Source organism: Archangium violaceum, assembly GCF_016887565.1.
Taxonomy (GTDB): Bacteria; Myxococcota; Myxococcia; order Myxococcales; family Myxococcaceae; genus Archangium; species Archangium violaceum_B.
Genome location: NZ_CP069396.1, coordinates 5,056,140 through 5,080,751, shown reverse-complemented (window position 1 = coordinate 5,080,751; position 24,612 = coordinate 5,056,140). Strand labels below are relative to the sequence as shown.

The 24,612-nt window shown below is 69.6% G+C and carries 21 protein-coding genes and 2 tRNA genes; 6 read left to right on the top strand and 17 right to left on the bottom strand.

Annotated elements, in window-relative coordinates; translation table 11 throughout:
• Nucleotides 1-110 precede the first annotated feature (110 nt).
• Nucleotides 111-1,709: an ABC-F family ATP-binding cassette domain-containing protein gene (locus JRI60_RS20885; RefSeq protein ID WP_204227607.1), complete on the top strand. Its 1,599-nt coding sequence runs from the start codon at nt 111-113 to the stop codon at nt 1,707-1,709.
• On the opposite strand, the gene JRI60_RS20880 is transcribed toward JRI60_RS20885, so the two are convergent.
• The 8 genes from JRI60_RS20880 to JRI60_RS20845 form a co-directional block, all read right to left on the bottom strand.
• On the bottom strand, nt 1,706-2,746 hold the full coding sequence (locus JRI60_RS20880; RefSeq protein ID WP_204227606.1) for a YihY/virulence factor BrkB family protein: 1,041 nt from the start codon (nt 2,744-2,746) through the stop codon (nt 1,706-1,708). The two genes, JRI60_RS20885 and JRI60_RS20880, sit on opposite strands and share 4 nt — an antisense overlap.
• A 117-nt stretch (nt 2,747-2,863) precedes the next feature.
• Nucleotides 2,864-3,952, bottom strand: coding sequence for an alpha/beta fold hydrolase (locus JRI60_RS20875; RefSeq protein ID WP_204227605.1), 1,089 nt, complete (start codon nt 3,950-3,952; stop codon nt 2,864-2,866).
• Nucleotides 3,953-4,095: 143 nt separating this feature from the next.
• Nucleotides 4,096-4,647, bottom strand: coding sequence for a dTDP-4-dehydrorhamnose 3,5-epimerase (gene rfbC, locus JRI60_RS20870; protein ID WP_204227604.1), 552 nt, complete (start codon nt 4,645-4,647; stop codon nt 4,096-4,098).
• Nucleotides 4,644-5,525, bottom strand: a complete 882-nt coding sequence (gene rfbA, locus JRI60_RS20865; protein WP_204227603.1) for a glucose-1-phosphate thymidylyltransferase RfbA — start codon at nt 5,523-5,525, stop codon at nt 4,644-4,646. Before rfbA ends, rfbC begins: the two co-directional genes overlap by 4 nt.
• Before the next feature lie 7 nt (nt 5,526-5,532).
• Nucleotides 5,533-6,453: an NAD-dependent epimerase/dehydratase family protein gene (locus JRI60_RS20860; protein WP_204227602.1), complete on the bottom strand. Its 921-nt coding sequence runs from the start codon at nt 6,451-6,453 to the stop codon at nt 5,533-5,535.
• Nucleotides 6,446-7,162 (bottom strand): sugar phosphate nucleotidyltransferase, encoded by a 717-nt coding sequence (locus tag JRI60_RS20855; RefSeq protein ID WP_204227601.1) that lies wholly within the window; start codon nt 7,160-7,162, stop codon nt 6,446-6,448. The genes JRI60_RS20860 and JRI60_RS20855 overlap by 8 nt, the downstream gene beginning before the upstream one ends.
• A 9-nt stretch (nt 7,163-7,171) precedes the next feature.
• A complete protein-coding gene (locus JRI60_RS20850; protein ID WP_275439411.1) occupies nt 7,172-8,164 on the bottom strand; it encodes a GDP-mannose 4,6-dehydratase in 993 nt (330 codons plus the stop codon).
• A gap of 1 nt (nt 8,165) precedes the next feature.
• Complete coding sequence (locus JRI60_RS20845) at nt 8,166-10,712, bottom strand: glycosyltransferase (protein WP_204227600.1); 2,547 nt, start codon at nt 10,710-10,712, stop codon at nt 8,166-8,168.
• Nucleotides 10,713-11,124: 412 nt separating this feature from the next.
• Between JRI60_RS20845 and JRI60_RS20840 the strand changes: the two genes are divergently transcribed.
• Complete coding sequence (locus JRI60_RS20840) at nt 11,125-12,729, top strand: hypothetical protein (RefSeq protein WP_204227599.1); 1,605 nt, start codon at nt 11,125-11,127, stop codon at nt 12,727-12,729.
• On the opposite strand, the gene JRI60_RS20835 is transcribed toward JRI60_RS20840, so the two are convergent.
• The gene (locus tag JRI60_RS20835) at nt 12,689-13,588 is read right to left on the bottom strand and encodes an SDR family oxidoreductase (RefSeq protein WP_204227598.1); all 900 of its coding nucleotides are present in this window, start codon (nt 13,586-13,588) and stop codon (nt 12,689-12,691) included. The two genes, JRI60_RS20840 and JRI60_RS20835, sit on opposite strands and share 41 nt — an antisense overlap.
• A gap of 4 nt (nt 13,589-13,592) precedes the next feature.
• A complete protein-coding gene (rfbB, locus tag JRI60_RS20830) occupies nt 13,593-14,621 on the bottom strand; it encodes a dTDP-glucose 4,6-dehydratase (RefSeq protein WP_204227597.1) in 1,029 nt (342 codons plus the stop codon).
• Nucleotides 14,622-14,741: 120 nt separating this feature from the next.
• On the opposite strand from rfbB, the gene JRI60_RS20825 reads away from it, so the two are divergent.
• From JRI60_RS20825 to JRI60_RS20810, 4 genes are read left to right on the top strand one after another with little or no spacing between them, the layout of a single operon-like run.
• Nucleotides 14,742-16,370: a glycosyltransferase family 4 protein gene (locus JRI60_RS20825; protein ID WP_239470636.1), complete on the top strand. Its 1,629-nt coding sequence runs from the start codon at nt 14,742-14,744 to the stop codon at nt 16,368-16,370.
• Nucleotides 16,360-16,875 carry a hypothetical protein gene (locus tag JRI60_RS20820; RefSeq protein WP_204227596.1) on the top strand — a complete coding sequence of 172 codons (516 nt, stop codon included), beginning with the start codon at nt 16,360-16,362 and terminating at the stop codon, nt 16,873-16,875. Before JRI60_RS20825 ends, JRI60_RS20820 begins: the two co-directional genes overlap by 11 nt.
• Complete coding sequence (locus tag JRI60_RS20815; RefSeq protein WP_204227595.1) at nt 16,872-18,131, top strand: glycosyltransferase; 1,260 nt, start codon at nt 16,872-16,874, stop codon at nt 18,129-18,131. The genes JRI60_RS20820 and JRI60_RS20815 overlap by 4 nt, the downstream gene beginning before the upstream one ends.
• Nucleotides 18,128-19,015: a hypothetical protein gene (locus JRI60_RS20810; RefSeq protein ID WP_204227594.1), complete on the top strand. Its 888-nt coding sequence runs from the start codon at nt 18,128-18,130 to the stop codon at nt 19,013-19,015. Before JRI60_RS20815 ends, JRI60_RS20810 begins: the two co-directional genes overlap by 4 nt.
• Nucleotides 19,016-19,100: 85 nt before the next feature.
• Here the strand turns inward: JRI60_RS20810 and JRI60_RS20805 are convergent, their stop codons facing one another.
• The 7 genes from JRI60_RS20805 to pgsA all read right to left on the bottom strand — a co-directional run bounded on the left by JRI60_RS20805 (nt 19,101) and on the right by pgsA (nt 24,612).
• Nucleotides 19,101-20,513 carry a glycosyltransferase family A protein gene (locus JRI60_RS20805; protein ID WP_204227593.1) on the bottom strand — a complete coding sequence of 471 codons (1,413 nt, stop codon included), beginning with the start codon at nt 20,511-20,513 and terminating at the stop codon, nt 19,101-19,103.
• 14 nt (nt 20,514-20,527) lie between these two features.
• Nucleotides 20,528-21,361 carry a glycosyltransferase family 2 protein gene (locus JRI60_RS20800; RefSeq protein WP_239470635.1) on the bottom strand — a complete coding sequence of 278 codons (834 nt, stop codon included), beginning with the start codon at nt 21,359-21,361 and terminating at the stop codon, nt 20,528-20,530.
• Nucleotides 21,362-21,380: 19 nt separating this feature from the next.
• The gene (locus JRI60_RS20795) at nt 21,381-22,727 is read right to left on the bottom strand and encodes an ABC transporter ATP-binding protein (RefSeq protein ID WP_204227591.1); all 1,347 of its coding nucleotides are present in this window, start codon (nt 22,725-22,727) and stop codon (nt 21,381-21,383) included.
• Nucleotides 22,728-22,732: 5 nt separating this feature from the next.
• Nucleotides 22,733-23,515 (bottom strand): ABC transporter permease, encoded by a 783-nt coding sequence (locus tag JRI60_RS20790; RefSeq protein WP_204227590.1) that lies wholly within the window; start codon nt 23,513-23,515, stop codon nt 22,733-22,735.
• Between the two features lie 155 nt (nt 23,516-23,670).
• Nucleotides 23,671-23,745: transfer RNA gene (locus JRI60_RS20785), tRNA-Gly, on the bottom strand.
• A 15-nt stretch (nt 23,746-23,760) separates the two neighbouring features.
• Nucleotides 23,761-23,835: transfer RNA gene (locus JRI60_RS20780), tRNA-Gly, on the bottom strand.
• Between the two features lie 84 nt (nt 23,836-23,919).
• Nucleotides 23,920-24,612 carry a CDP-diacylglycerol--glycerol-3-phosphate 3-phosphatidyltransferase gene (pgsA, locus tag JRI60_RS20775; RefSeq protein ID WP_204227589.1) on the bottom strand — a complete coding sequence of 231 codons (693 nt, stop codon included), beginning with the start codon at nt 24,610-24,612 and terminating at the stop codon, nt 23,920-23,922.

Below are 24,612 nucleotides of genomic sequence, written 5' to 3'. Positions count from 1 at the left end.
TAGAAAGCGCCTCCTCTGGGGTTAAAAGGGGTCCTCACCGTCGGTCCCGGTGAAATCCACCTGTCGCGCGCCTTCCGGCCGCCTACCCCTTCCGCTAGAAAGCGCCCCCCATGTTCACGATCGTCAACGTCTCCAAGGCCTACGGGCCCAAGAAGCTCTTCGAGGAGGTCAACGTCGCCTTCTCGCCCGGCCGCCGCTACGGCCTCACCGGCCCCAACGGGGCGGGCAAGTCCACCTTCATGAAGATCCTCGCCGGAGACGAGGAAGCGGACATGGGCACCATCTCCCGGCCCAAGAAGCTGGGCATCCTCCGCCAGGACCACTTCCGCTACGAGGACAACCGCGTCCTCGATGTCGTCGTCATGGGCAACAAGGCCCTCTGGGACGTCATGAAGGAGAAGGACGTCATCCTCGCCAAGTCCGACATCACCGAGGAGGACGGCAACCGGCTGGGTGAGCTGGAGATGGTCATCGCCGAGGAGGACGGCTACAGCGCCGAGTCCGAGGCGGCCTCGCTGCTCGAGGGTCTCGGCATCCCCGCGGCCTTCCACGAGGGCCCCATGAAGCAGCTCACCGGCGGCCTCAAGCTGCGCGTGCTGCTCGCCCAGGCCCTCTTCGGCAAGCCCCAGGGCCTGCTGCTCGACGAGCCCACCAACAACCTCGACATCGCCTCCATCCGCTGGCTGGAGACGTTCCTCATGGCCTTCGAGGGCGTGCTCATCACCATCAGCCACGACCGGCACTTCCTCAACACCATCTGCACGCACATCGCGGACATCGATTACGAGACCATCATCCAGTACACCGGTGGCTACGATGACATGGTGCGCCAGAAGGCCCAGGTGCGCAGCCGCATCGAGTCCGAGGTCTCCGAGAAGAAGAAGAAGATCGCCCAGCTGCAGGACTTCGTCGCCCGCTTCCACGCCGGCACGCGCGCCTCGCAGGTGCAGAGCCGCATCAAGCAGATCGACAAGCTCAAGACGGACGATCTCAAGCGCTCGAACATCGCGCGGCCCTTCATCCGCTTCGACGTGAAGCAGACCAGCGGCAAGCAGACGCTCATGGTGGAGGGCATCGCCAAGAGCTTCGATGGACAGCAGGTCATCCGGCCCTTCAGCCCGCTGGTGCTCAAGGGCGAGAAGATCTGCGTCATCGGCCGCAACGGCGTGGGCAAGTCCACGCTGGTGAAGATGATCGCCGGGCAGCTCGAGCCGGACGCGGGGAAGATCACCTGGGGCCACCAGGCCTCCATGGCCTACCTGCCGCAGGACCACCACGGCACCATCCGCAAGGGCACCACCGCCTTCGAGTGGCTGCGCGACATCAACACCAAGCTCACCAACGAGGAGATCTCCGGGGTGATGGGCCGCATGCTCTTCTCCGGCGAGGAGCGCATGAAGCCCACGGACACGCTCTCCGGTGGTGAGACGGTGCGCCTGCTGCTGTGCAAGCTGATGCTCAACCAGGACAACGTGCTCGTCTTCGACGAGCCCACCAACCACCTGGACCTGGAGTCCATCAGCGCGCTGGCCGAGGGCCTCCAGAAGTACGAGGGCACCGCCATCATCGTGACGCACGACCAGGAGCTCATCTCCGAGGTGGCCACCCGCATCTGGAGCCTCGAGGAGGGCAAGCCGGTCAACGACTTCACCGGCACCTTCGCCGAGTTCCTCGAGAAGAACCCCTACCACGCCGCCCAGCGCCGCTAGCGGTTGCGGCGCAGCAGGAACAGCCCCAGCCCGAAGCCCGTGGCCCAGGTGGTCGCCGCTCCCAGTGGCGACATCCGGGCCGGCTCGGGCCGCCGCGGCGGCGGGGGGCGCAAGCGCTCCTCGATCTCCTTGCGCTCCCGATCCTTCTTCTCGCTCTTGGTCATGCTGCGAGGGCCACCGTGCTCGCCCGGGCGCTTCTCCCCCGGGGCCTTGCCCTCTGGCGACCTGTGCTCGAGCACGGAGTTGATCTCCGCGCCCAGCAGGATGACCTGCGAGGAGATCCACATCCACAGCAGCATGACGATGACACCGCCGAGCGCGCCGTAGTTCGCGTCGTAGCTGCCGAAGTTGCGCACGTAGACCGAGAAGCCCCAGGACGCGAGCAGCCAGATGATGACGCCCACCACCGAGCCGGGCGAGATGAACTTGAACGTCTGCTTCACGTCCGGGAGCACGTAGTAGATGAGCGCCCAGACCAGCATCATGAGCAGGCCCGCCACGGGCAGCCGCAGCCACGTCACCACGGTGCCGAGCGGCTCCCCCAACCACTTCGCGACGGCTGGCGTGCCCACCATGGCCAGCGAGGCGAGGATGGAGAGCGCCGCTCCCCCCAGCGCCACCAGGATGGCGATGCCGCGCACCTTCCAGAAGGGCCGGGACTCCTTCACGTCATAGACGGTGTTGAGCGCGTCCATCAGCGCCACCACCCCGCCCGACGCGGCCCACACCGCGCCCAACGCACCCACCGACAGCAGCCCCACGCTGTTGCTCGCCGCCAGGTCGTGCAGCCGCTGGCCCAATATCTGGGTCACCGCCTCCGGAGCCACCCGGCCCAGCTCCTTGATGAGCACCTCGGCCTGGGCGGGATCGATGATGACGCTCGCGAGCGCCACGAGGAACAGGATGAAGGGAAACAGCGCCAACACGCCGAAGAACGTCACGGCGCCGGCCACGTTGCTCACCTTGTCGTTCTGGTATTCGTTCTTCAGGTCGGTGAAGAACTCCTTCCAACGGATTCCCTTGCCCGGGAGCACCATCGCGTCTCCTCCTAGGTGACAGGGCAAGGATGTTCACTCCTCCCACCTGCCCCCACGCCCTGGAGCCGTGCTCGCCCGCCTCCTCCCGGAGCATGCGGAGCGGCGGCTCCCGGGCCGTCACTCGGCGCGGCCGGACGCGGAGCGATCCAGGAACTGGAGCAGGGGCGCCCAGACCTCGTAGGGCGCGCGGTCACCGATGACCACGTCCACGTGGCCGTAGTCCGCGGCGAGCCCGGCGCGGGTGCCCAGCAGCCGCCACGCCTTGGGTCCCCCGAGGGCGAGATAGCCATCGCGCACCGCGCCCACGGTGGCGACCAGGTCGCCCTCCCCCGCCATCACCATCACCGGCACGCGCACCCGGGAGAGGCCCGCCCGGTAGTCTCGGCGCCCGTCCGAGCTGGTGAAGCGCCCGGTGAGGATCATCCGGCACAGATCCTTCGCCACCCCTCCGGAGAGCTCACCGAAGACGCTCCGGGCGAAGAGCTTCCAGCGCTCGCGCGGGGTGTTGCGCGTGTTGAGGGCGATGCGCTCCACCGGATTGCCCCGCAGGTGCGCCTGCACGGGGGCCGTCACGGAGGAGATGAAGCCCATGTCGAGCGTCTCGTCCCGAGAGACGAAACGGTCTCCCACCCGCGCGAGCCCCACCAGCCACGCCTCGCTGCGATCCAACCGCGTGGGCCCGGCCATGGCCACCGCCGCGGCGACACCGTCCCCGTCCTCGGCCAGGTAGGCATAGAGCACCAGCGCCCCCAGGCTGTAGGCGACGACGTCCACCTGGTCCACGCCGGTGCGCTGGCGCACGGTGCTCAGGGCCGCGCGGAAGTCCTCCCGCCACAGGGTGTCGAAGCCATAGCCCGGTGCACGTCCCATCGCCACGTCGGCCCGGTCCGACTCGCCGGTGCCCCGCAGCGCCACCGTCCACACCTCGCGTCCATGGGCCGCCAGCCAGTACGCGAGGCTGTGCTCCTCATCCAGCAACAGGCTCACGTCGCCCGAGGCCAGCCCCGGCACGAGCAGGATGGGACGCCCGCGCACCGGCCCCACGGCGGGGACGTGCCGCATCGACAGGTTCCAGCCGTCCTCCGTCTGGATGCGCAGGGATTCGAAGGAGGGCGTGCTCCGAGCGCCAGCGGCCATGGTGGAACAGCCCGTGGCGAGCAGGATGGACAACAGCAGCACTGGCGCGAGTGGGAGCGGACGGGACATCGCGAGAGCCAGCGGGAGCATCGACGCCCCCGGGCCCGGACGCCAAGGTTTCTCACATCGAAGGAGACGTGAACATGCTCGGGCGGGGTTCCGCCGCTCGGCTGGGAGGCCGGTGGGCACCCTTCCCGCCCCGGCCCGGAGGGCTAGCGCACGTACGAGGGCAGCACCGGCGCGTCCTTCAGGCGCGGCGCGACCGAGTCCTTGGGCGACAGCAACGGCGCCGTCACGGGCCAGGGGATGGCCAGATCCGGGTCGCTCCAGAGGATGCCGCGCTCGGAGGCGGGCACGTAGAAGTCGGTGCACTTGTAATGGAAGTCGGCGCTCTCGCTCAGGACGCAGAAGCCGTGGGCGAAGCCCTGGGGCACCCAGAGCTGGCGCCGGTTGTCCGCGGACAACTCCACCCCCACCCACCGGCCGAAGGTCGGCGAGCCCCGGCGGACATCCACCGCCACGTCGTAGACGGCGCCCGCCAGCACCTGCACCAGCTTCCCCTGCCCGTTCGGCTCCTGGAGGTGCAGCCCGCGCAGCGTCCCCTTCATCGAGCGCGAGAAGTTGTCCTGCACGAAGGGCCCCGGGATGCCCAGCTCGGCGTAGCGCCTCGCGTGGAACATCTCCATGAAGAAGCCCCGGTCATCGCCGAAGCGCTGGGGCTCCAGCAGCAGCACACCAGGCAGCGCCGTCTCGAGGACCTTCACCCCCGCGCTCCCTTGTTCTCGAGGAGCCGCAGCAGGTACTGCCCGTACTCGTTCTTGCGCATGGGCTCGGCCAGCTTCGCCACCTGCGCCGCGTCGATGTAGCCCATCCGCCAGGCGATCTCCTCCGGACAGGCCACCTTGAGCCCCTGCCGCTCCTCGATGATCTGGATGAAGCTGGAGGCCTGCATGAGCGACTCGTGGGTGCCGGTGTCCAGCCACGCGTAGCCTCGGCCCATGAGCTCCACGTCGAGCTGCCCGCGCCGCAGGTACTCCGCGTTGACGTCGGTGATCTCCAGCTCGCCCCGCTTGGAGGGCTTCAGCCCCGCGGCGATGTCCAGCACCTGGTTGTCGTAGAAGTACAGGCCCGTCACCGCGTAGCTGGACTTCGGCTGTGCCGGCTTCTCCTCGATGCTCAGCGCGCGGTTGTTCGCGTCCAGCTCGACCACGCCGTACCGCTCGGGGTCCCTCACGTAGTAGCCGAAGACGGTGGCCCCCTTCTCCCGGGCCGCCGCCCGCCGCACCAGCTCGACCAGGCCGTGCCCGTAGAAGATGTTGTCCCCGAGGATGAGCGACACCCGGTCCGTCCCCACGAACTCGCGGCCGATGAGGAAGGCCTGCGCGAGCCCCTCGGGGCGCGGCTGCACGGCGTACTGGAAGCGCACGCCCCACTGCTCGCCGCTGCCCAGCAGCTCCTCGAAGCGCGGCAGGTCCGCGGGCGTGGAGATGAGGAGGATGTCCCGGATGCCCGCCAGCATCAGCGTGGAGACCGGGTAGTACACCATCGGCTTGTCGTAGATGGGCAGCAGCTGCTTGCTGACGACGCGCGTCAGCGGATACAGCCGCGTGCCCGAGCCACCGGCCAGCACGATTCCCTTCATGTGCTCCTCACGAGGCCCGCGAGCCGCCCCGCAGGCTCTCCACCAGCCGCGCCACCGAGCGCGAGAGATCGAAGGTGAAGCGCCGTCCCAGCACGCGCTCCAGGCGCCGGGTGTCTCCCACGCTCACCGGCACGTCGCCGGGGCCACGCAGCAGGTTCTCGGCGGTGCGGACCTCCACGCGCACGCCCACCTGCCGGAGGATCTCCTCCAGCAGCGCGCCCATGCGCACGGGCTGGCCGGAGCAGATGTTGAGGAGCTCCTCCTCCGGATCGCGCTGTCCCAGCGTCCAGAGGGCGTCCACCACGTCCGTGAGGTCCACATAGTCCCGGACGGGCGACAGGTCCCCCACGGTGAGGACCCCACCGCCGGCGGCGGCAAGGGCCAGGGACTCGCGGGCGAAGCGGGCCGGCGCCAGCGAGCCGGGCATGCCCGGACCGATGATGTTGAAGAAGCGCACCACGCCCACGCGCAGCCCGCGGCGCCGGGCCAACAGCGCCAGCCGCGTCTCGGCGAGCTTGGCCACGCCGTACTCGCCCACCGGACGCTCGCGGGCGTCCTCGGAGATGGGCTCGGGGCCCAGGTCTCCGTACTCCGCGGCCGAGCCCGACACGAGGACACGCGGCTGGTAGCCCTGCACGGCCTGCACGGCCTGGAACAGGTGGAGCGTGGAGGAGACGTTGGACGAGAACATGCCCTGCGCCCCGCCCGCGGTTCCACCCGCCAGGTGGTAGATGAGCGAGGGCCGCTCGCGCGAGAGCAGCTCCGTCAGGGGACCCGCGCCCGCGGAGAGATCGATGGCGTGGTAGCCCTGCTCCTCCCGGGGCGATCGGCCCACGCCCAGGCACGGGCGACCCTCGGCACGCACTCGCGCGGCGAGGGCCCGTCCGACGAAGCCGGCGCTCCCGGTGATGAGGACGGACTCAGCCATGGCGGGGGAGGAACTGATCCCGGCGCTTCTGGAACTCGTCCGTCGCGACCTGGTAGTCGTCCGTGCGGCCGATGTCGAGCCAGTAGCAGTCCTGGCGGGCACAGGCCACGCGCTCACCGGCCTGCTTCAGGCGCATCATCAGCTCGGGGATGTCCAACCGCTTGCCACGCTCCATGTGGCGGAGCGCGCCCCGATTGAAGAAGTTGATGCCCATGCTGACGTTGTAGGAGAGCGTCGGCTTCTCGATGTAGCGGCCGAGCTGCCCGGTGGGCTCCTCCTCCACCACGCCGAAGTCGATCTTCACGTCGCGCTGGTAGAGGCTGATGGTGGCCATGGCGCCGCTGGCCACGTGCGACTCGAAGGCGCGGCGGTAGTCCATGGTGGTGAGCAGGTCACCGTTCATCACCAGGAAGTTCTCGTCGAGCTTGTCCTGGATGAGCGACAGCGGCCCAGCGGTCCCCAGCGGCTCCTCCTCGTGGGAGTACTGGATGTGCACGCCCCACTTGCTGCCATCCCCGCAGAAGACGCGGATGAGCTCGGCCAGGTGGCCGGTGGTGATGATGAGCCGGTCGAAGCCCGCGCGCGCCAGCTGCCGCACGACGATCTCCAGGATGGGGAGATCATCGATGGGCATCAGCGGCTTGGGGAAGTTGGTGGTGTAGGGCCGCAGGCGCGTGCCCTTTCCACCCGCGAGAATGATGGCTTGCAAGGTGGTGACCTACCGGTTGTAGACGTCCGGCCGGAAGCGGTCGGCGTGGTTGCGGATGAACTCGATCGTCTCGCGCAGGCCCTGCTCGAGCCCCACGCGCGTCTTCCACCCGGTGAGCGCCTCGGCCTTGCGGGAGTCGGCCAGGAGCGTCATCACCTCGCTCTTCTCGGGGCGGGTGCGCTCGGTCTCGCAGACGATCTCCTTGTTCACCCCCGCCAGGCGGAGGATCAGCTTGGCCAGCTCGCCAATGCTGATGGCCTTGCCGGAGCCCACGTTCACCACCTCGCCCAGGGCCTTGTCGCTCTCGGCGACGGAGATGAAGCCCTCCACGGTGTCGGCCACGTAGTTGAGGTCGCGCACCGGGGTGAGCGAGCCCAGCTTCACCACCGGCGCGGAGGACAGGGCCTGGCTGATGATGGTGGGGATGACGGCGCGCGCCGACTGCCGCGGCCCGAAGGTGTTGAACGGGCGGATGGTGGCCACCGGCAGGCCGAAGCTCAGGAAGTAGCTCTCCGCCAGCTTGTCCGCGCCGATCTTCGACGCCGAGTAGGGCGACTGGCCCTGCAGCGGGTGCTTCTCGTCGATGGGCGTGTAGAGCGCGGTGCCGTAAGTCTCGGAGGTGGAGGTATGGACGACGCGCGACACCTTGTGCGTGCGCGCGGCCTCCAGGACGTTGAGCGTGCCCTCCACGTTGGCGCGCACGTAGCTGGCCGGCGCCACGTACGAGTACGGGATGGCGATCAACGCCGCCAGGTGGAACACCACGTCCTGGCCGGCCACCGCGGAGGACACGAAGAACGGATCCTCGATGTTGCCGGAGACGACCTTGATCTTCGAGCGCACCGCGGCGGGCGCGAACTCCAGGTTGGCGAGATCCGGCCGGGCATCGTAGTGCACCATGGCCGTGACCTCGGCACCGCGCGCGACCAGCGCCTCCACCAGGTGGCTCCCGATGAAGCCACCCGCCCCCGTCACCAGAACCTTCGCACCCTGCACTTTCACGTCATCGACTCCCTTGAACGGTGCCGCTCGTCGCCCGATCGGACGTCAGCTGGCGGAACACTTCGTAGTATTTCTGTCGAGCCGTTTCGATGGAGAAACGCTGCTCGACACTCTGGCGGCACGTGCGCGCCAGGCGCGTGCGCCGCGAGTCCAGGCTCAGCGCGCCGTGGATGTCACGCACGAACCCGTCCACGTCCGTGGGCGGCACGAGGAAGCCCGTGCGGCCCGTCTGGATGACCTCGGGCAGCGCCCCCACCTTCGACGCCACCACCGGCGTGCCCAGCGCCAGCGACTCCAGACACACCAGCGGCAGCCCCTCCACGTCCGAGGGGATGACCACCACGTCCGCCCGGCGCAGGTAGGGCCGCGCATCCTCCACGATGCCCAGCAGCTCCACGCGATCGGCCAGTCCGTGGCGCTTGATGAACTCCTCCACCTCCGCGCGCTGCGGCCCGTCACCCGTCATCGCGAAGCGCACGTGCTTGTCGCGCCGCATGCGGCGGACGATCTCCACGAAGCGCAGCACGCCCTTCTCCTCGGAGAAGCGGCCCGAGTACAGGACCAGCCGCTCACCGGGCGCCAGCGCCAGCCGGGGAGGACCTCCGGCCACATAGGGCACGGTGTCCTGCGAGAAGCGCTTCATGTCGATGCCATGGTGGATGATGCGGATGCGCTCGGGCGACTCGCCCCCCTGCAGCAGCGCGTCGCGCACCTCCTCGTTGGCGACGATGTGGAAGTCGATCTCCCCCGCGTGGCGGCGGTTGTTCTGCAGGTGCCCCACCGTGTTGTACAGGTGGTCCACCACCCGGATGTGCGGCAGCTCCCGGCGGATGCGCGGCAGCAGATCGTACGTCCGCGCCGAGCCGATGAGCATCAGCACGTTCACCTGGCGCGTGCGCAGCAGGTGGAGGATGGCCTCGTCGTGAGCGGAGTCGGGCAGCTCCTTGGACAGCTCGAAGACGTCGTCGGTGAGGCGCTGGAAGGCCCCCGCCGAGCTGCCCATGCTGGGAGGCGTGTCGATGGTGGAATAGACGGTGAGCCGCGTGTCCTCGCTGTGGCAGGTGGCGAACACCTGGAGCATGAGGCTGTCGGAGCCGCCCATCACCATCCACGGCTGGGCCAGGGCGATGCGCAGCGAGGTGCGCGCCGGCAGCAGGGCGCGCGACAGGTCCGGCGAGGGCCCCAGCGATTCGATGGGCTGGGTCTGCTCGCGGGTGATGCGCGCCACGCGGCGAGGCCCCAGGTAGCGCCGGTGCGCCGCCAGCGTCTTGCGGTAGGCCTGCTCCAGCTTCGGCTTGATGGCGTCCGACAGGCTGTTGCCGTGGATGCGGTAGAGCATCAGCGGCTCGCGGATCTTGTACCCCCGGGCGCCCCGCTCGGCGAAGCGCAGCCAGAAGTCCCAGTCCTCGATGGAGCCGTCCTTGTTGCTGCCGTAGCCGATGTTCCGCGACTTCCACGTGTCGTAGCGGAACACCGCCACGGTGGCCACCGTGTTGGTCTTGCACAGGTCGGCCAGGGAGAACTTCTCCGCCGTCTCCCAGATGCGGTTCTCACGGCCGAAGAGCTGCACGGAGGGGTAGACCACGTCCACGCCCAGCAGCTCCAGCGCCATCACCGCCTTCTCCAGGTACGTGGGGGCGAGCATGTCGTCCGCGTCCAGGAAGACGATGTACTTGCCGCGCGCCTGCTGCAGCCCGGCGAGGCGGTTCTCCCCCACCAGCGTGGGCTCGGGCTGGAAGATCTTCCGCACCTTGCGGTGCTCCAGCGCCAGCACCTGCTCCTGGGTGGTGCCGTCCGTGGAGCCACCCTCCACGATGATGATCTCGAAGTCCTGCAGCGTCTGCTTGTCGAGGCTCACCAGCGCGTCGGGCAGGAAGCGCCCGTAGTTGAAGCACGGGATGATGACCGACACGAGCGGCTGGGACGCGGGCCAGCGCTCACGGCTGGGCTCGAGGCGGGCATTGCCGAAGACATTGCGCTCCACCTTGCGGTAGAGCGCCGAGGCCCCGTCCACCAGGGGCTGGGGATCCGGCAGGCTGCGCAGCGGCTGCTCCAGGGCGATCTCCAGGAGGCGCTCACTCACCTTCAGTGCCGGGTTCATCACGTTCTGGTCCAGCCACCTGCGGGCCGGCTTTGGCACCGCCAGCTTCGCCATGGCCAGCGGCAGCCGCCAGGCCCGCGTCGGATCATCCTTGATGTCCACCAGCTCCTGCGCGAACTCGAAGGCGCGGTGCGTCCTGTAGTTGCGGACCTGCAACTCGCGCGCGTTGAGCTCGGACTGGAGCCAGTTGTTGGTGGCCTGGAGCTGCGTCAGCTTGCGCTCCATCTCGCGCAGCCGCTCCCGCATCTGCACCGCCTCGTCCATCGTGCTCGAGGCGCGCTGACGCTTCACGGGCGGCTTGGGTGGCTTGGGCTTGGAGGCGACCTTCTGGCGCAAGGGCAGGACATCGCCCATCGGCGCGTCGGACTTCTCCTGGGGTGCCGGAGACCGCTCGTTCCCCTTCACCACCGTGGCGACTAGCGACTGCTTGCTTCCCTGGCGATTCATGACCGTTCTCACTCACCGGCGGTGCACCCGCCCCCACCCCGGCGTGAGGAGATGGCGAGTGGCGCTGGGACGAACAGGGTTCAGCCCATCGCCAGACTCTGCCGCGGGAGCTCCGGCCCTACCCACATGCCTCGACGCGGCCCAGCACCCTGACCCGGCTGGCCGCGCGTGTGTTACGGGATTGATGCTGTGGTGTCAAGGCAACCCACCCCGGCGAGCAGGCGGCCTGGCGCCTGTATTCGGCCCTCTTGAGAATTCGTGACGAGGGGCGTCGAACCCCGCGAGCGGCCCATCCTCCCCTCGTCCTCTTGACCCCTCTCGCTTCTTATGCATTACAAGTTTGGAATCCAAGGACTCCCATGAACGAGCGGGCATGTGCCGGATGCCCGTTCAGAGAACACGAAATAGCTCAATGACAGTGCAAGATACCCGGTTGTTGATCCTCCTGCCCGAGCTGACTCTGGGAGGACTGCTCCGCCATGCCTGCGATGTCGCCAGGCAGGCGGGCCGGGAGGGGATGCCGGCGACGATCGTCTCGGTGCGAGGCGCGCGAGATGTCTCCGAGCACCTGACTGGAGTGGACGTCCGCCTCCTCGAGGCCTGGAACGGGGCCGGGCAGAGACAGGTGCTGCGATGGATGAAGGGGGCGGACGTGCTGCTGCTGAGCTCCCCGCAGACAGCGCTGCTGGCACCGGCGCTCGGCGAGGCGCGTTCCGCGGTGGTGGGCGTGCACGGCTCGCCCGGCACCAACCGGGAGTGGCTCGGCGCGGAGCGCTTCGAGGTGCTGGCCACGGCCGTTGGCGCGCCCGGGGGTCCCCAGGTGCTCGTTCCCGGACAGGCGTACGTCGACGGCGTCGCGCGGGAGTTCGGAATCTCCACCGAGCAGGTCTCCGTCCTGCCCAACGCGACGCCCCTGCCCGAGTGCCCCCCCTCTTCACTCCCGGGCATGGGCTCCGTGCTGGCACCAATGCGGCTGAGCGACGACAAGCGGTGGGTGCTGAAGGCGGCGGCGCAACTCGCCATGGCGGGACACGTGCCGCTGAAGGTGGTGGGCCAGGGTCCGCACGCGGCCGGGTTCCGCGCCTGGCTGGAGTCCCTGCCCGGCCTGAGCGCCGAGGTCATCGAATCGGGTGACTTCGAGACGTACATGCGGGAGGCCGACGTGGTGGTGGCCGTGGGACTCGTGGCACTCGAGGCGGCGGTACGAGGGCGCCGGGTGGCCGTGGCCGCCAAGCCCGGAGGCGGGCTCGCCGGAGCGCTCACTCCGAGCAGCTGGGCGACCCTCCAGGCCACCAACTTCGCGGGGCTGGGCCTGCCGGAGCAGCCACCCGCCGAGGTCTGGGCCACGCTCGGGCAGATGACCACAGCGGATCTGGAGGGCGTGGTCGAGCGCGTGGCCCGCACCGCCTCGCCCCGGGTGTTGCTGGAGACCCTGCGCCGCCACCTGCGGCCCGTGCGGCCTCCTCCGCCGGATCGACTGATGACGGCGCTCGCGGACCTGACCTCCTCGATCGAGCAGCGAACCGACACGCTCCTCCAGGAGACACGTGCGCTGGAGGAGGCACGCGACTGGTGGCAACGGCAGGCCCAGGACCTGAGCACCCAGCTGCGCGACGCCACCACCTACCTGCGCGAGGTGGAGCAGGCTCGCGACCGGTGGCAACAACAGGCCCAGGACCTGAGCACCCAGCTGCGCGATGCCACCGCCCACCTGGGCGAGGTGGAGAAGGCTCGCGACTGGTGGCAGCAACAGGCCCAGGACCTGAGCACCCAGCTGCGCGACGCCACCGCCCACCTGGGCGAGGTGGAGCAGGCGCGCGACTGGTGGCAACAGCAGGCCCAGGACACGAGCACCCAGCTGCGCGACGCCACCGCCCACCTGGGCGAGGTGGAGAAGGCTCGCGACTGGTGGCAACAGCGGGCCGAGCAGAAGACCGCGGAGAAAACCCCCGAGGGGCCCGATGCCGCGGCCGGGCTCAACCCCGAGTGCGCCGCCAGTCCGCGTGGAAGCGAGTGAGCGACTCGGCCAGCCCCAGGGGGCGGGCCTTCAGCTCGTGCCGGGTCTTGTCCACCCGCAGCCCCGAGCGCAGGGGGCGAGGCGCGGGCAGCTTCAGCTCGGCCAGCTTCACCGGGACGATGAGCCCCACGTCGAAGCCGAACACCTCGCAGAACGCCCGGCCGAAGTGCACGCGGCTGAGCACCTCGGCGCCACACGTGTGCCAGATGCCTCCGAGCCGGCGCACGCCCAGCTCCGCCACCATGGCGGCCACGTTCTCCGCGTAGCTGGGTGAGACGAACTGATCCTCGAAGAGGCGGACGGGCTGGCCCTTCTCCAGCGTGGTCAGCAACCAGGCCCCGAAGTTGAGGCGGCCCGCCACCGGAGGCCAGCCGTACACCACCGCCGTCCGGGCGATGGCACAGCCGGGCGCGAGCACCCGGGCGGCCTGCTCGCCCATGTGCTTGGTGACGGAGTACACGCCCCGCGGATTGGGGAGGGCCTCCACGTCATAGGGGCCCGCCTCGCCGTCGAAGACGTAGTCCGTGGAGACGTGCACCAGATGCGCCCCCGCCCTGCGCGAGGCCCGGGCCACGTAGGCCGTCGCGTCCACGTTGGCCGCGAAGGCCAGCTCCGGCTCCCGCTCGCACGCATCCACCTCCGTCATGGAGCCACAGTGGATGACGACCTCGGGGGACGCGTCCGCGAAGGCGGCGGACACCTCCTGCTCCCGGGTGAGCTCGCAGGGCACGTACCGCCAGCTCCCGGTCGCGCGGCGCTCGCCCCGCCCGAGCCCCACCACCTCGTGCCCCTGCTCCACCAGCAGATGGCACGTCCTGCTCCCCACCAGCCCGTTGGCTCCAGTCACCAGGATTCGCATCGGTTCACCCCGTCACCTGGAGACGCGCGCGGTACTGCGTGTCGAAATAGTCCCGGTAGGCGCCGCTCATCACCCGCTGCCACCAGTCCCGGTGGTCCACGTACCAGCGCACCGTCTCCTCCAGGCCCCGCTCGAAGGTGTGCGCGGGCGTCCAGCCCAGCTCGGCCCGGCTCTTCGAGGGATCGATCGCGTAGCGCCGATCGTGCCCCGGGCGATCCTTCACGAAGCGGATGAGGGACTCGGGCTTGCCCACCAGCGCGAGGATGGCCTTGACGATCTCGATGTTCTTGCGCTCGGCCCCACCGCCGATGTTGTAGACCTCGCCGGCCCGGCCCTTCTCCAGGGCGAGCAGCAGCGCCTGACAGTGGTCCTCCACGTGGAGCCAGTCCCGCACGTTGGCGCCATCGCCGTACACCGGCAGCGGCTTGTCGTGCAGGGCGTTGACCACCATCAGGGGGATGAGCTTCTCGGGGAACTGGTAGCGGCCGTAGTTGTTCGAGCAGCGCGTCACCACCACGTCCAGACCGAAGGTGTGGTGCCAGGCCAGGGCGAGCAGATCCGCGCTCGTCTTCGAGGCCGAGTACGGGCTGGACGGCTGGAGCGGCGAAGTCTCGGTGAAGGCGCCGGTGGGCCCCAGCGAGCCGTACACCTCGTCGGTGGAGACCATGAGGAAGCGCCGGATGCCGCCATGCTTGCGCGACGCCTCGAGCAGGCGCTGGGTGCCGAGCACGTTGGTCTGCACGAAGGCCTCGGGGCCGAGGATGGAGCGGTCCACGTGGCTCTCGGCGGCCAGGTGCATCACCGCGTCGATGGCGTGCTCGCGCATCAGCCGCTCGACGAACGCCTGGTCGAGGATGTCCCCCCGGACGAAGAGGTGGCCCGGATCGCCCTCGAGGTCGATGAGGTTCTCGAGGTTGCCCGCGTACGTGAGCGCGTCGAGATTGACGACCTTCCAGTCCGGGCGGGTCCGCCGCAGGTACCTGACGAGATTGGAACCGATGAAGCCGCAACCGCCAGTGACGAGGACGTTCATGAAACCTGCCGCCGGAGCGAGGAGAGGTTCCCGAGTAACGGAGCCCGCACCAGCCGTCAAGGCAGCCGGCCCCGAGGAGCTTGTGCGCCACGGGGCCCGGGTTGTAAGGGAGCAGGCGCCTTGAGCCCACCGCGACGAGATCAGCGCTCCGCCGCTCCCCCGCTTCGTGCCGTCCACCAGCTGGTCCCCCGGCTCGCCTGGGGCGATGCGGTGGGCAACCAGGTGCGCTACCTGCGCGAGCTGCTGCGCGGCTGGGGCTATCCCTCCGAAATCTACGCGGACCAGTGGGACGAGGAGTGCCGCGCCCAGGTCCGCCCGGCCCGGGACTACCCCCGAGAGGCGGATGGGGACTCGCTGCTGCTCATCCACCACAGCTACGAGTCGCGGCTCGTCCCGCTCGTCAGGCGCTCGCCCGGCCGCAAGGCGCTCGTGTACCACAACGTGACGCCCGCCCGGCTGCTCGAGGGCTTCGAGCGCAAGGTGGCGGCCGGCTGCGTGGCGGCTCGGGAGGAGCTGCTCGCCCTCCAGCCGCTCGTGGAGTGCGCGTTCGCCTACTCGCGCTTCAGCGCCGAGGAGCTGGTGGCGGGCGGCTTCCCCCACGTCTCCGTCATCCCCTTCGCGGTGGACTGGCGCGCCTTCGACGTGGCGCCCGACCCCACCCTGCGCGCCGAGCTGGACGATGGCCACGCCAACATCCTCTTCGTGGGCCGCGCGGTGCCCAGCAAGGGCGTGGATGACGTGCTGCGCGTCTTCACCGCGTACCAGCGTCTGTACCAGCCGCGCAGCCGCCTGCTGGTGGCCGGTTACCTCAACCGCGACTCGGCCTATGGAACGTGGCTGCTCGGGCTGAGGGACGTGCTCGGCCCGGAGCGGGTGCTGCTGCTGGGACGGGTGAGCGCGGCACAGCTCTCCGCCTGCTTCTCCGTGGCCACCGCGTACCTGTCCATGAGCCGGCACGAGGGCTTCGGCGTGCCCCTCCTGGAGTCCATGTACCGGGGCGTGCCCGTGGTGGCGTACGGCGCGGCGGCCGTGCCCGAGACGATGGCCGGTGCGGGACTCGCCACCTTGTCGGGAGACCCCGTCGAGGTGGCCCAGCTCCTCGCGGTGCTGGAGCGCCAGCCCCGACTGCGCGCCCGGGTGGTGGAGGCCCAGCGCGCCCGGTTGCGAGGCCTCGAACAGGACACCGTCGCCGCCGCCGTGCGCGAGGCCCTGCGTCCGCTCCTGGAGGGGACGTTCACCCGCCCTGCCCCCTCCACCACGGGCCACGCGGTGGAGCTGGTGTGTCCCGGTTTCTCGGCGGAGCCAGAGGCGCCCATGTCCCAGCTCACGCGGCGGCTGATGGAGCGGCTCCCGAGGGCACGCGTGCTCTCGCTCCAGGCGGGCGCGCTGCTCACCTCCACCGCTCCCGCCGTGGATACCACTGGAGCCGACGAGGTGTGGCGCTTCAGCCCCGACCAGCCCTTGCCGCGTGGAGCATCCAGCGAGCCGTCAGGCTCCTCGTCCCTGGAGACCGCCGTGTGTGTCTCGGGAGCGCCGGCCATCTTCCTGGGCGCGGACACGCAGGTGGCGCGCGACACGATGCCTCGGATCGGCGAGCGCGCGTGGGGCGTCACCTTCTCCTCACAACGCCCGGCGGGAGCCCTGGATTACGGTGACCGGTTGCTCACCGTGGATCCCTCCCGGCCCGATAAGGCCGTCGGGCACATCACCCGTGTTCTCGATACTCACGGAGACCGCCATGCGCGCTGAAGACCTGTTGACCCGAGAGCCCTCCGCCGAGGCCATCGCCGCGGAGACGTCCAAGCTCCCCGCCGTGCCCGAGGCCTCGCTGGACGAGGTGCGGCGCCTGCTGGAGGTGTCCGAGCGCGCCCCCGCCTCCTCGGAGTGGCCGCCCGTCCTCCAGGCCCCGCGGAACAAGAAGGACACCCGCTACGCGGACCCGCCCACCTCCCACCGTCCCGTGGTGGGTCCGGTGCTCGTGACCGCCAAGCGCGCCTTCCGGCTCGCCTTCCAGCCGTTCATCAACGAGATCATGCGCCGGCAGGTGGAGTTCAACGAGGCCATCCTCGAATCGCTCGCCGTCATCTACGAGCACCAGCAGGAGAGTTCGCGGACCCAGGCCCTCTGGCGGCGGGAGATGGAGCGCCGGCTGGCGCGGCTCGAGGCGGAGCGTGGCGCGGCGGAGGCGAAGCCCTCGGACGACAAGCCCCGCGCCTCTCGGAAGGCGAAGAAGCCCACCGGCGGAACCCGATGAAGATCGCCTTCCTGGCCGGTGACGTCGGCAACATCTCGGGCGGAGCCAACGTCATCATCGAGTACGCGTGGCGGCTGCGGGCGCTCGGCCACGAGGTGGTGCTCGTCACCCACCGGCCGGTGCGCATCTCCTCGCCGCCCTGGCACCCGAGGCTGCCGGAGCTGCGCTTCCAGACCTTCACCGAGGCGGCGCGCGAGCGCTTCGACTTCGTCTTCGCCACCTGGTGGCTCACCTGGTTCGACCTGTGGCGACTGGACAGCGCCGTCTACGGCTACCTGAACCAGAGCCTCGAATCGCGCTTCCGGCCGGAAGGACACCTCAAGCACCTCAACCGCATCACCTACTCGCTGCCGCTGCTCTTCGTCACGGAGGCTCGGTGGCTCGCCGAGTTCATCCGGACCGTACAGCCGGCGGGACAGGTGCTCTACGTGCGCAACGGGCTGAGCCGCGAGCACTTCCCCTGTGTCGAGGCCCCCGCGCCGCGCACCGGTCCGCTCCGGGTGCTCGTGGAAGGTCCCTGGGGCATCGACTTCAAGGGAGTGGCCGAGACCTTCGCGCTGCTCGAGGAGGCCCGCCCCCGGGTGGACCTCGAGGTGGGCTGGCTCTCGTCGAGCAGCGGTGGACAGGTACCCGTGGTGGGAGGACAGCCCGTCCGGGTGCACGAGCGCATCCCCATCGACCGGGTCCGCGAGGTGTACCAGCGGTACGACGTGATGCTGAAGCTGTCCCGGGTCGAGGGCATGTTCGGCCCGCCGCTGGAGATGTTCTCCCAGGGCGGCACGGCCATCACCTACACCGTCACCGGCTCCGACGAGTACATGGTGCACGGTGAGAACGCGCTCCTGGTGCCGCCCCATGACCGGCGGCAGCTCCCGCGCTACCTGGAGGTGCTGTCGGCCTCGCCCGCGTACCTCGACCGCCTGCGCGCCGCGGCCCTGCGCACCGCCCGCGCCTTCCCGGACTGGGAGACCAGCATCGGTCAGTTCGACAGCGAGCTGCGGCGGCTCCACGGCGAGGGGCTGCGCAACGAGCACCTCCGCCCCGCGCTCACCGCGATGGCGACGATGAAGGAGCACTGGCTCGACGAGGTCCGGCACGTGGCGGAGGTCTCGCTGGACGCCGGACCCGGTGAGCGGCTGCTGCTCGAACGCTACCGGAAGCTCAAGCAAAACCCGGGCATCGAGGCCGTGAAGCGGCTGGTGCCGGACTCCTTGAAGCACTCCGTGCGCGCGTTCTTCACCCGGAGGTTGGAATGAGGGTCCTCTCGTCATCGGCACGGATGAAGGTGGCTTTCCTCGGGCGGTCCGTGTTCGAGCCGCACGTTCCGCGCACGGCGGAGTGGGCGGACCTCCGGTTCTTCGTCCTCGGCGAAGACGGTGGGGCCACGGCCGCGGACGAGGCACGCGCCTGGGGCGCCGAGGCCTGCCTCGTCTTCGAGCCACAAAAGCTCGGCGGGGATGTCGTGGCGCGGCTCCCTGGGATGAAGGTCGGCATCGTCCCGGCCCCGTTCGACATATTCGAAGCCGTCACGCCGCTGTCGGGGTTCCGCTGGCTCACCTGGCCGGAATCCCCCGTCCCCTCGGAGCTGGCCTCACTCCCCTGGCTGCAGACCCTTCCGCTGCCCGTGGACACGCGCCGCTTCACCGAGGGCCCCCGGCTGCAACGGACCGGAATCCTCGTCCCGGAGTGGGCCTCGCCCCCCGCCCCCGTGCTCGAACGGATCCGTGAGCTGGCGCCCGTCGAGCTACTCCCCAGGGGGCTGGATCCCTCGGCGCTGCTAGAGCGGTTGGAGGGCGCGGGCGTGCTGCTCCACAGTTCCCGCGAGCTCCTCGGCCGGCACGATCCGCTGCCAATGCTGGCGCTCTCGCGAGGCCTGCTGCTCATCGCCGACACGCCCTTCTCCACCGATTGGTACGTGGAGCCCGAGGACGAGCTCCTCGTTCGTGGCGGCGAGGACATGGTGCGCGCGGTGGATGAGCTCGTGCGGATGCCCGGGTCGTTCCACGCGGTGCGCGTGCGCGCCTGGCAGAAGGTGCGCGAAGCCTTCGATGCCTCCGCCGCCTTTCAACGGCTCCTCCACGATGCCTCCCTTCTGGGTGGCGTAGAGGAACACCTCACACGGCTGCCCTCCGCGGACTGAGTCAGCCGACCTTCCGGGCGCGCGCGGCACGAACTGGTCTGACTGTCAGACCAGTTGCTGAATGTCGCGCCCGGCAGCCCCTGCCCTAAGACCGGACCAGCCGGCCCGCGAGGGACTTCAGCGCGCCGTGCAGTCGCGGCGCACCTTCGCGGAACCGGTTGTTCAGCTCATCGATGACACGGTGGCGCATGCCCTTCGCGCTCGCGCCATCGGCACGCGCCCGCTCCACCCGGTCCTCCACGGCCCCCAGGGACGTGAGCATGCGCAGTTCGGGGGGCGGTCCCGCCGGCCCTTCCTTCTCGGTACCGGTGAAGCGCTGCTCGCAGGAGGCAATACTCCCCAGGAAGGTGGGCTCGAAGAGCGCTGTGAGGCGCAGGGTCAGCTCCGCGGCACGCTCCGCGGCACGCTCCAGACGGAATGGCCCCAGGCGCGAACGGTCCACCACCAGGGCGAACAGCAGGGACGGCTCCTGGTGCAGGTGCGTCGGCTCGAGGTGCTCACCCAGCGGCAGTGGCCGCTTGTGGCTCACGAACCGCTCCGAGCCCTGGACGGGCGTCCGCCGTGCGCGTGACACCGCCCACGCGGCCGAGCCGTCCCGCAGCGCCTGGACGAGCTTCACGTAGTGGTCCGGGTAGACGACGCAGGCCGCATCGAGGAAGGCCACGTACTGGCCGCGTGCGTGGCAGGTTCCCTCGGCGAACGCCACCGGGGCCTCCGCTTCGACGAGCTGGAACGTGTAGCCACCGATGGCCTGGTAGCGCTCCAGCAGCTCGCGCGCGGCCTCGTCCTTCGAGGGAGTGACGAGGACGACCTCCAGCGGATGTTGTTCCTGGCACGCGAGCGAGAAGAGGGCTTCGTCGAGCAGCGGGCGCGCCTGGGCCTCGCCGGCCCACAGCACCACGCTGAGCAGCTCGGGGACAAGAGCCGGCGCGGGCGACTCCTCGGGCACACCGGAGGGCGCGAGCGCGTAGAGCAGCACCTCCGCCTCCGTGGTGGGGGAGAGCTGAGCGAGGAGCCCCCTCAGCGCGGCCTCCGTCCCGGCGGCGAGCGCCGTCGTCCGGGGCTGGCAGGGCACCGCGCGCCGCGCCAGCACCTTCAATCCGAGCGAGGAGAAGCAACGCGACAGGGACTCCTCGGTGGCGCCGAGTACCGCCGGGGCCTGGCCCGAGAGCGTCTCCAGCAGCGCGGTCGAGGAGGCGGCGTTGCGCGCGCCCACCAGCAGCGTCGCGGAGGGCACGGCCTGGGCGACGGCCCGCAGTGTCTCCTCGAGAGCCGATGGGCCCCCGTCACCGGACAACACCACGTGACTCGGGGCCAGCCAGCCCAGCATCTCCGTCAGCGGGCTGTCCGACTCCGAGGCCCCGGCCATGTCCAGGACGGTGCACCCGGCGGACACGAGCCGCTCCGCCAGCACCTCGTCGCGCGCGAGCAGCAACACCCGCGCTCCCGCCCCCACCTGCTCCAGCACCCAGGTGTGCAGCGGCACCTCCGACTCCATGTCCGAGGGCTTCCTCACCAGCGTGACCCCGCGAAATCGAAGCGATGGGAGAAGTCCGCCACCCGGGCGAGTGCTCGGGACGGACGTTCCACGGTGGGCCTGGGGAACGGCGGCCCGCCCAGGGCGGCGTACTCCTTCAGGCAGCTCTCGGTGAACTCCGCGTCGCCATACTTCGCGCCGAGCAGCGCACCGCTGCGGCGCACGCTCTGCTCCCGCCGGGGGCTCACCTCGCGCGTCACCGTGTAGTGGTGGGCCAGTGCCAGGGGCGCCACATGCGTGGAGAAACCCGCCGCCCGGGCCCGCCAGGACAGGTCCACGTCCTCGCAGTACATGAAGAAGCGCTCGTCGAAGCCGGCCACGGCCCCGTACAGCTCCCGGGTGATGAGCAGCACGCAGCCCGAGCACCAGGGCGTCTCGTGCGTGACGGCGTCATAGGGCTTGGGGTGCTCGTCCGGGAACATGCGGGCTTCCACCAGTCCCGTGCGCGCGTGGCGGCGAGCCTCGGCCACCAGCTCGCGGACGCAGTCCGGGTGCAGCACCGCGTCGGGGTTGACGCACACGTAGTGGCCCACCCCGGGCTCGGCGAAGACCCGCGCCATCATCCGGTTGTGCGCCACGCCGAAGCCCAGGTTGCCGCCCGAGTGCCGGTAGTCGCTGCCCGGCGCCAGCTCCGCCAGCACCTCGCGCAGCGACTCGTCCGGCGAGTTGTCCAGCCACATCACCTCGAACGGGGGCGTGCCCGGCGAGCGCCGGCACAGCCCGAACGAGGCCACCAGCCGCGACAGCTCGTGGCGGGAGTTCCGGTACAGCACGACGCCCAGTCGGACGCCGTCGACTTGCCGCTTCACCCGTACCTCCTGCCCCACCTCACGAGGCCGTGCTGCGCAGGGGCTCCGCCAGCGGCTCGGCCCGCTCGACGACCCACCGGTGCGGCGGGCGCACCAGCCCCTCGTCCGCGATGGGCGAGCGCACCTCGAAGGCACTCGGCTGTCCGGAGGTGGCGTGCACCGTGCCACCGGACGAGCGGGCCGACACGCCCAGGGAGTACCGGCCCGGCGACAGGCCCACGCGCTCGATGACGAACCGCACCGTCCCGCGCTCCGGCAGCGGGCTGGGCAGCTCCACCTTCTCCAGGAAGGTGCTCGTCCCGTACACCTGCGTGCCGTCGTCGCGCCGGATGTCCACCGCGAAGCCCACGTCCGACACCTGCGCCCGGGAGGAGAAGCCGATGCGCACCTCCATGCCCTGCTCGGTGTCCACCACCACGCCCGTATCGCCCCGGGGCGCCACCAGGTCCAACGAGTGGATCTCCACCGGAGGAATCACGGGCGCCGCGTTCGCCGCGGAAGCCTCGGAGGCCACCGCCGCGGCCACGTCGGCGCCCTGGATCTCCGGCAGCGCGCCTCCGCCCGGGCTGAGCGCCGGGGCCAGGAGCGGAGAGCCCTGGGCCTCGGCCAACCGCAGCGCCTGCTGGTAGTGACGGATGACCTTGGCGGGCTCGCCCACCTCGCGGATGCGCCCACCGTCCAGCCACGCCGCGCTGTCGCACCACGTGGCCACCGTGTTCAGGTCGTGCGTCACCAGGACGATCGTCTTCCCCTGCCGCTTGAACTCCGTCATCTTGGCGAGGCTCTTCTTGCTGAAGTGCTCGTCGCCCACGGCGAGGATCTCGTCGATGATGAGGATGTCCGGGTCCACGTGCGTGGCCACCGCGAACGCCAGGCGCATGTACATGCCGCTGGAGTAGGTGCGCACCGGCTCGTCGATGAACTCGCCCAGCTCGCTGAAGGCGATGATCTCATCCATGCGCGCGCGCACCTCGGCGCGGCTCATGCCCAGGATGATGCCGTTGATGAGGATGTTCTCCCGCCCGGAGAAGTCCGGGTGGAAGCCCGCCCCCAGGTCCAACAGCGCCGAAATCCGCCCGTTGATCTGGATGGAGCCCGACGTGGGCGCGTAGATGCCGGTGATGATCTTCAGCAGCGTGCTCTTCCCCGAGCCGTTGCGCCCGAGGATCCCCATGGTCTTTCCCCGGGGAATGGTGAGATCGATCCCGCGCAGCGCGGTGATGAGCCGCGCCTCCTCGGGCTGGCGCTGCCCGCGAATCCAGCGCAGCAGCTCGGACTTGAACGTCGTGTACTCGCCCCGGATGGTCCGCTTCCGGAAGCTCTTCACGACGTCACGGATGACGATGGCGTCCATGGATTCCTGCATGGCGACTAGATGGACTCCGCGAAGTCCTCGCGACGGGCCTCGAAGAGCTGCGAGGCGCCCCACAGCAGCGCGAGCGACCCCAGGGCCAGCCCCAGCAGGGGCAGCCCATCCGGGAGCCGGTGATCGTAGAAGATGGCCTGGTACGAGGTAACCAGAATGGCCACGGGATTGACCAGCGTCACCAGCACCCGCATCTTCGGATCGGCGATGGTGCTCACCTGGTACAGCACCGGCGTGCAGAAGAACCAGAGCGTGAGCAGGTTCTGCACGATGTGCTGCAGGTCTCGGAAGGTCACGTTGATGGCGGAGACGATGTAGACGAGCGCCAGGGTGAAGACGAGCTGGATGAGCACCACCATCGGGAAGGCCACCACGTGCCACGTGGGCCACACGCCGTAGAACGCTCCCAGCACCAGCATCAGCGGCAATGACAGCACGTAGTTGATGAGGTTGGTGGCCACCACGGTGGAGGGCAGCACCTGCGCCGGGAAGCGCACCTTGGTCATCAAGTCCCGCCGGTCGCTGATGGTGCTCGCGCCAGCGCCCACGGAGCTGGAGAACCAGATCCACGGCAGCAGGCCCACGAACATGAAGAAGGCGTACCTCGGGATGTTCTGCCGCATCACCACGGTGAAGAGCAGCGCGTACACCAACATGTGGAGCGTCGGGTTCAGGAACGTCCAGAAGAACCCGAGGATGGAACCGCGGTAGCGCGCCTTCAGCTCGCGTTGGACGAGGCTGATGAGCAACCCCCGGTATTGGTACAGCTCTCGGAAGTGGCGAAGCATGGGGCGGCCTTCATATAGCAGGCCGAAGCCGGTACGCGAGGCAGGCGGACATGCGGGGCCCCGCTCCTCGCGACGGCCGGTTCGCTGTTCGAGCCAGGCGGGGGGCAGGGCCTGGAAAAAACAAAGGCCCCCTGGTCTCCCAGGGGGCCTTCGATTGGAGCGGGAAAAGGGATTTGAACCCTCGACCCTCGCCTTGGCAAGGCGATGCTCTACCACTGAGCTATTCCCGCATCAGGTCGGAGTATTGGAGCGGGAAAAGGGATTTGAACCCTCGACCCTCGCCTTGGCAAGGCGATGCTCTACCACTGAGCTATTCCCGCTTCTCTCGACTCCTGAAGCCTCTCGCCGGTGCCTCGCGGCGCCGTCGAAAGTGAGGGGGGATATACAGTCCGCTCCCAGGTGCGTCAAGCCTTCTGTGCGTCGGCTCCGCTCCCCCGTCTGGCCAGCATGGCGAGGAAGGCGCGGAAGTACACCACGGCGCTCCACACCGAGAACGCCCCCGACAGATAGACCAACAGCTGGCCCACCTTGTTGAAGTCCACGGGCGCCGCGTAGAAGCCCACGTCGATCAGGTGCTCGTAGTGCACGCAGAGCGAAATGATGCCCACGAGCTGGAGGGACGTCTTCCACTTGCCCTCCTGCCCGGCGGCGATGACCATCCCCTCGCTCGCCGCGATGGTGCGCAGGCCGCTGACGATGAGCTCGCGCGCCAGCAGCACGATGACCACCCAGGCCGCGATGCGTCCCAGCCGCACCATCATCACCAGGGCGGCCATGACGATGAGCTTGTCGGCCAGCGGGTCCATGAACTTGCCCACCACGGTGATGAGGTTCCACTGGCGCGCCAGGTACCCGTCCACCACGTCCGTGATGGCGGCCACCGCGAACACCGCCGCCGCCAGCAGCGAGGAGTACGGATCCGCGTCGTAGGTGAGCCACACGAAGACAGGGATGAGGAAGATGCGCCCCAACGTCAGCATGTTGGGCAGGTTCCAGAACTCCTGGACGAGCACGCTGGGCTCGCGCGCCGCCCGACGCCGCGCCCGCTCCTCCTTCTTCTGCCGCTTCCGCAAGGCCCGCTGCTCAGCTCGATCCAT

Excerpts from the sequence above, each read along its gene's own strand:
- JRI60_RS20885 (WP_204227607.1), top strand. The coding sequence starts at position 111 with ATGTTCACGATCGTCAACGTCTCCAAGGCCTACGGGCCCAAGAAGCTC.
- JRI60_RS20880 (WP_204227606.1), bottom strand. The coding sequence starts at position 2,746 with ATGGTGCTCCCGGGCAAGGGAATCCGTTGGAAGGAGTTCTTCACCGAC.
- JRI60_RS20875 (WP_204227605.1), bottom strand. The coding sequence starts at position 3,952 with ATGTCCCGTCCGCTCCCACTCGCGCCAGTGCTGCTGTTGTCCATCCTG.
- rfbA (WP_204227603.1), bottom strand. The coding sequence starts at position 5,525 with ATGAAGGGAATCGTGCTGGCCGGTGGCTCGGGCACGCGGCTGTATCCG.
- JRI60_RS20860 (WP_204227602.1), bottom strand. The coding sequence starts at position 6,453 with ATGGCTGAGTCCGTCCTCATCACCGGGAGCGCCGGCTTCGTCGGACGG.
- JRI60_RS20845 (WP_204227600.1), bottom strand. The coding sequence starts at position 10,712 with ATGAATCGCCAGGGAAGCAAGCAGTCGCTAGTCGCCACGGTGGTGAAG.
- JRI60_RS20840 (WP_204227599.1), top strand. The coding sequence starts at position 11,125 with ATGACAGTGCAAGATACCCGGTTGTTGATCCTCCTGCCCGAGCTGACT.
- JRI60_RS20835 (WP_204227598.1), bottom strand. The coding sequence starts at position 13,588 with ATGCGAATCCTGGTGACTGGAGCCAACGGGCTGGTGGGGAGCAGGACG.
- rfbB (WP_204227597.1), bottom strand. The coding sequence starts at position 14,621 with ATGAACGTCCTCGTCACTGGCGGTTGCGGCTTCATCGGTTCCAATCTC.
- JRI60_RS20820 (WP_204227596.1), top strand. The coding sequence starts at position 16,360 with ATGCGCGCTGAAGACCTGTTGACCCGAGAGCCCTCCGCCGAGGCCATC.
- JRI60_RS20815 (WP_204227595.1), top strand. The coding sequence starts at position 16,872 with ATGAAGATCGCCTTCCTGGCCGGTGACGTCGGCAACATCTCGGGCGGA.
- JRI60_RS20810 (WP_204227594.1), top strand. The coding sequence starts at position 18,128 with ATGAGGGTCCTCTCGTCATCGGCACGGATGAAGGTGGCTTTCCTCGGG.
- JRI60_RS20805 (WP_204227593.1), bottom strand. The coding sequence starts at position 20,513 with ATGGAGTCGGAGGTGCCGCTGCACACCTGGGTGCTGGAGCAGGTGGGG.
- JRI60_RS20795 (WP_204227591.1), bottom strand. The coding sequence starts at position 22,727 with ATGCAGGAATCCATGGACGCCATCGTCATCCGTGACGTCGTGAAGAGC.
- JRI60_RS20790 (WP_204227590.1), bottom strand. The coding sequence starts at position 23,515 with ATGCTTCGCCACTTCCGAGAGCTGTACCAATACCGGGGGTTGCTCATC.
- pgsA (WP_204227589.1), bottom strand. The coding sequence starts at position 24,612 with ATGGATCGAGCTGAGCAGCGGGCCTTGCGGAAGCGGCAGAAGAAGGAG.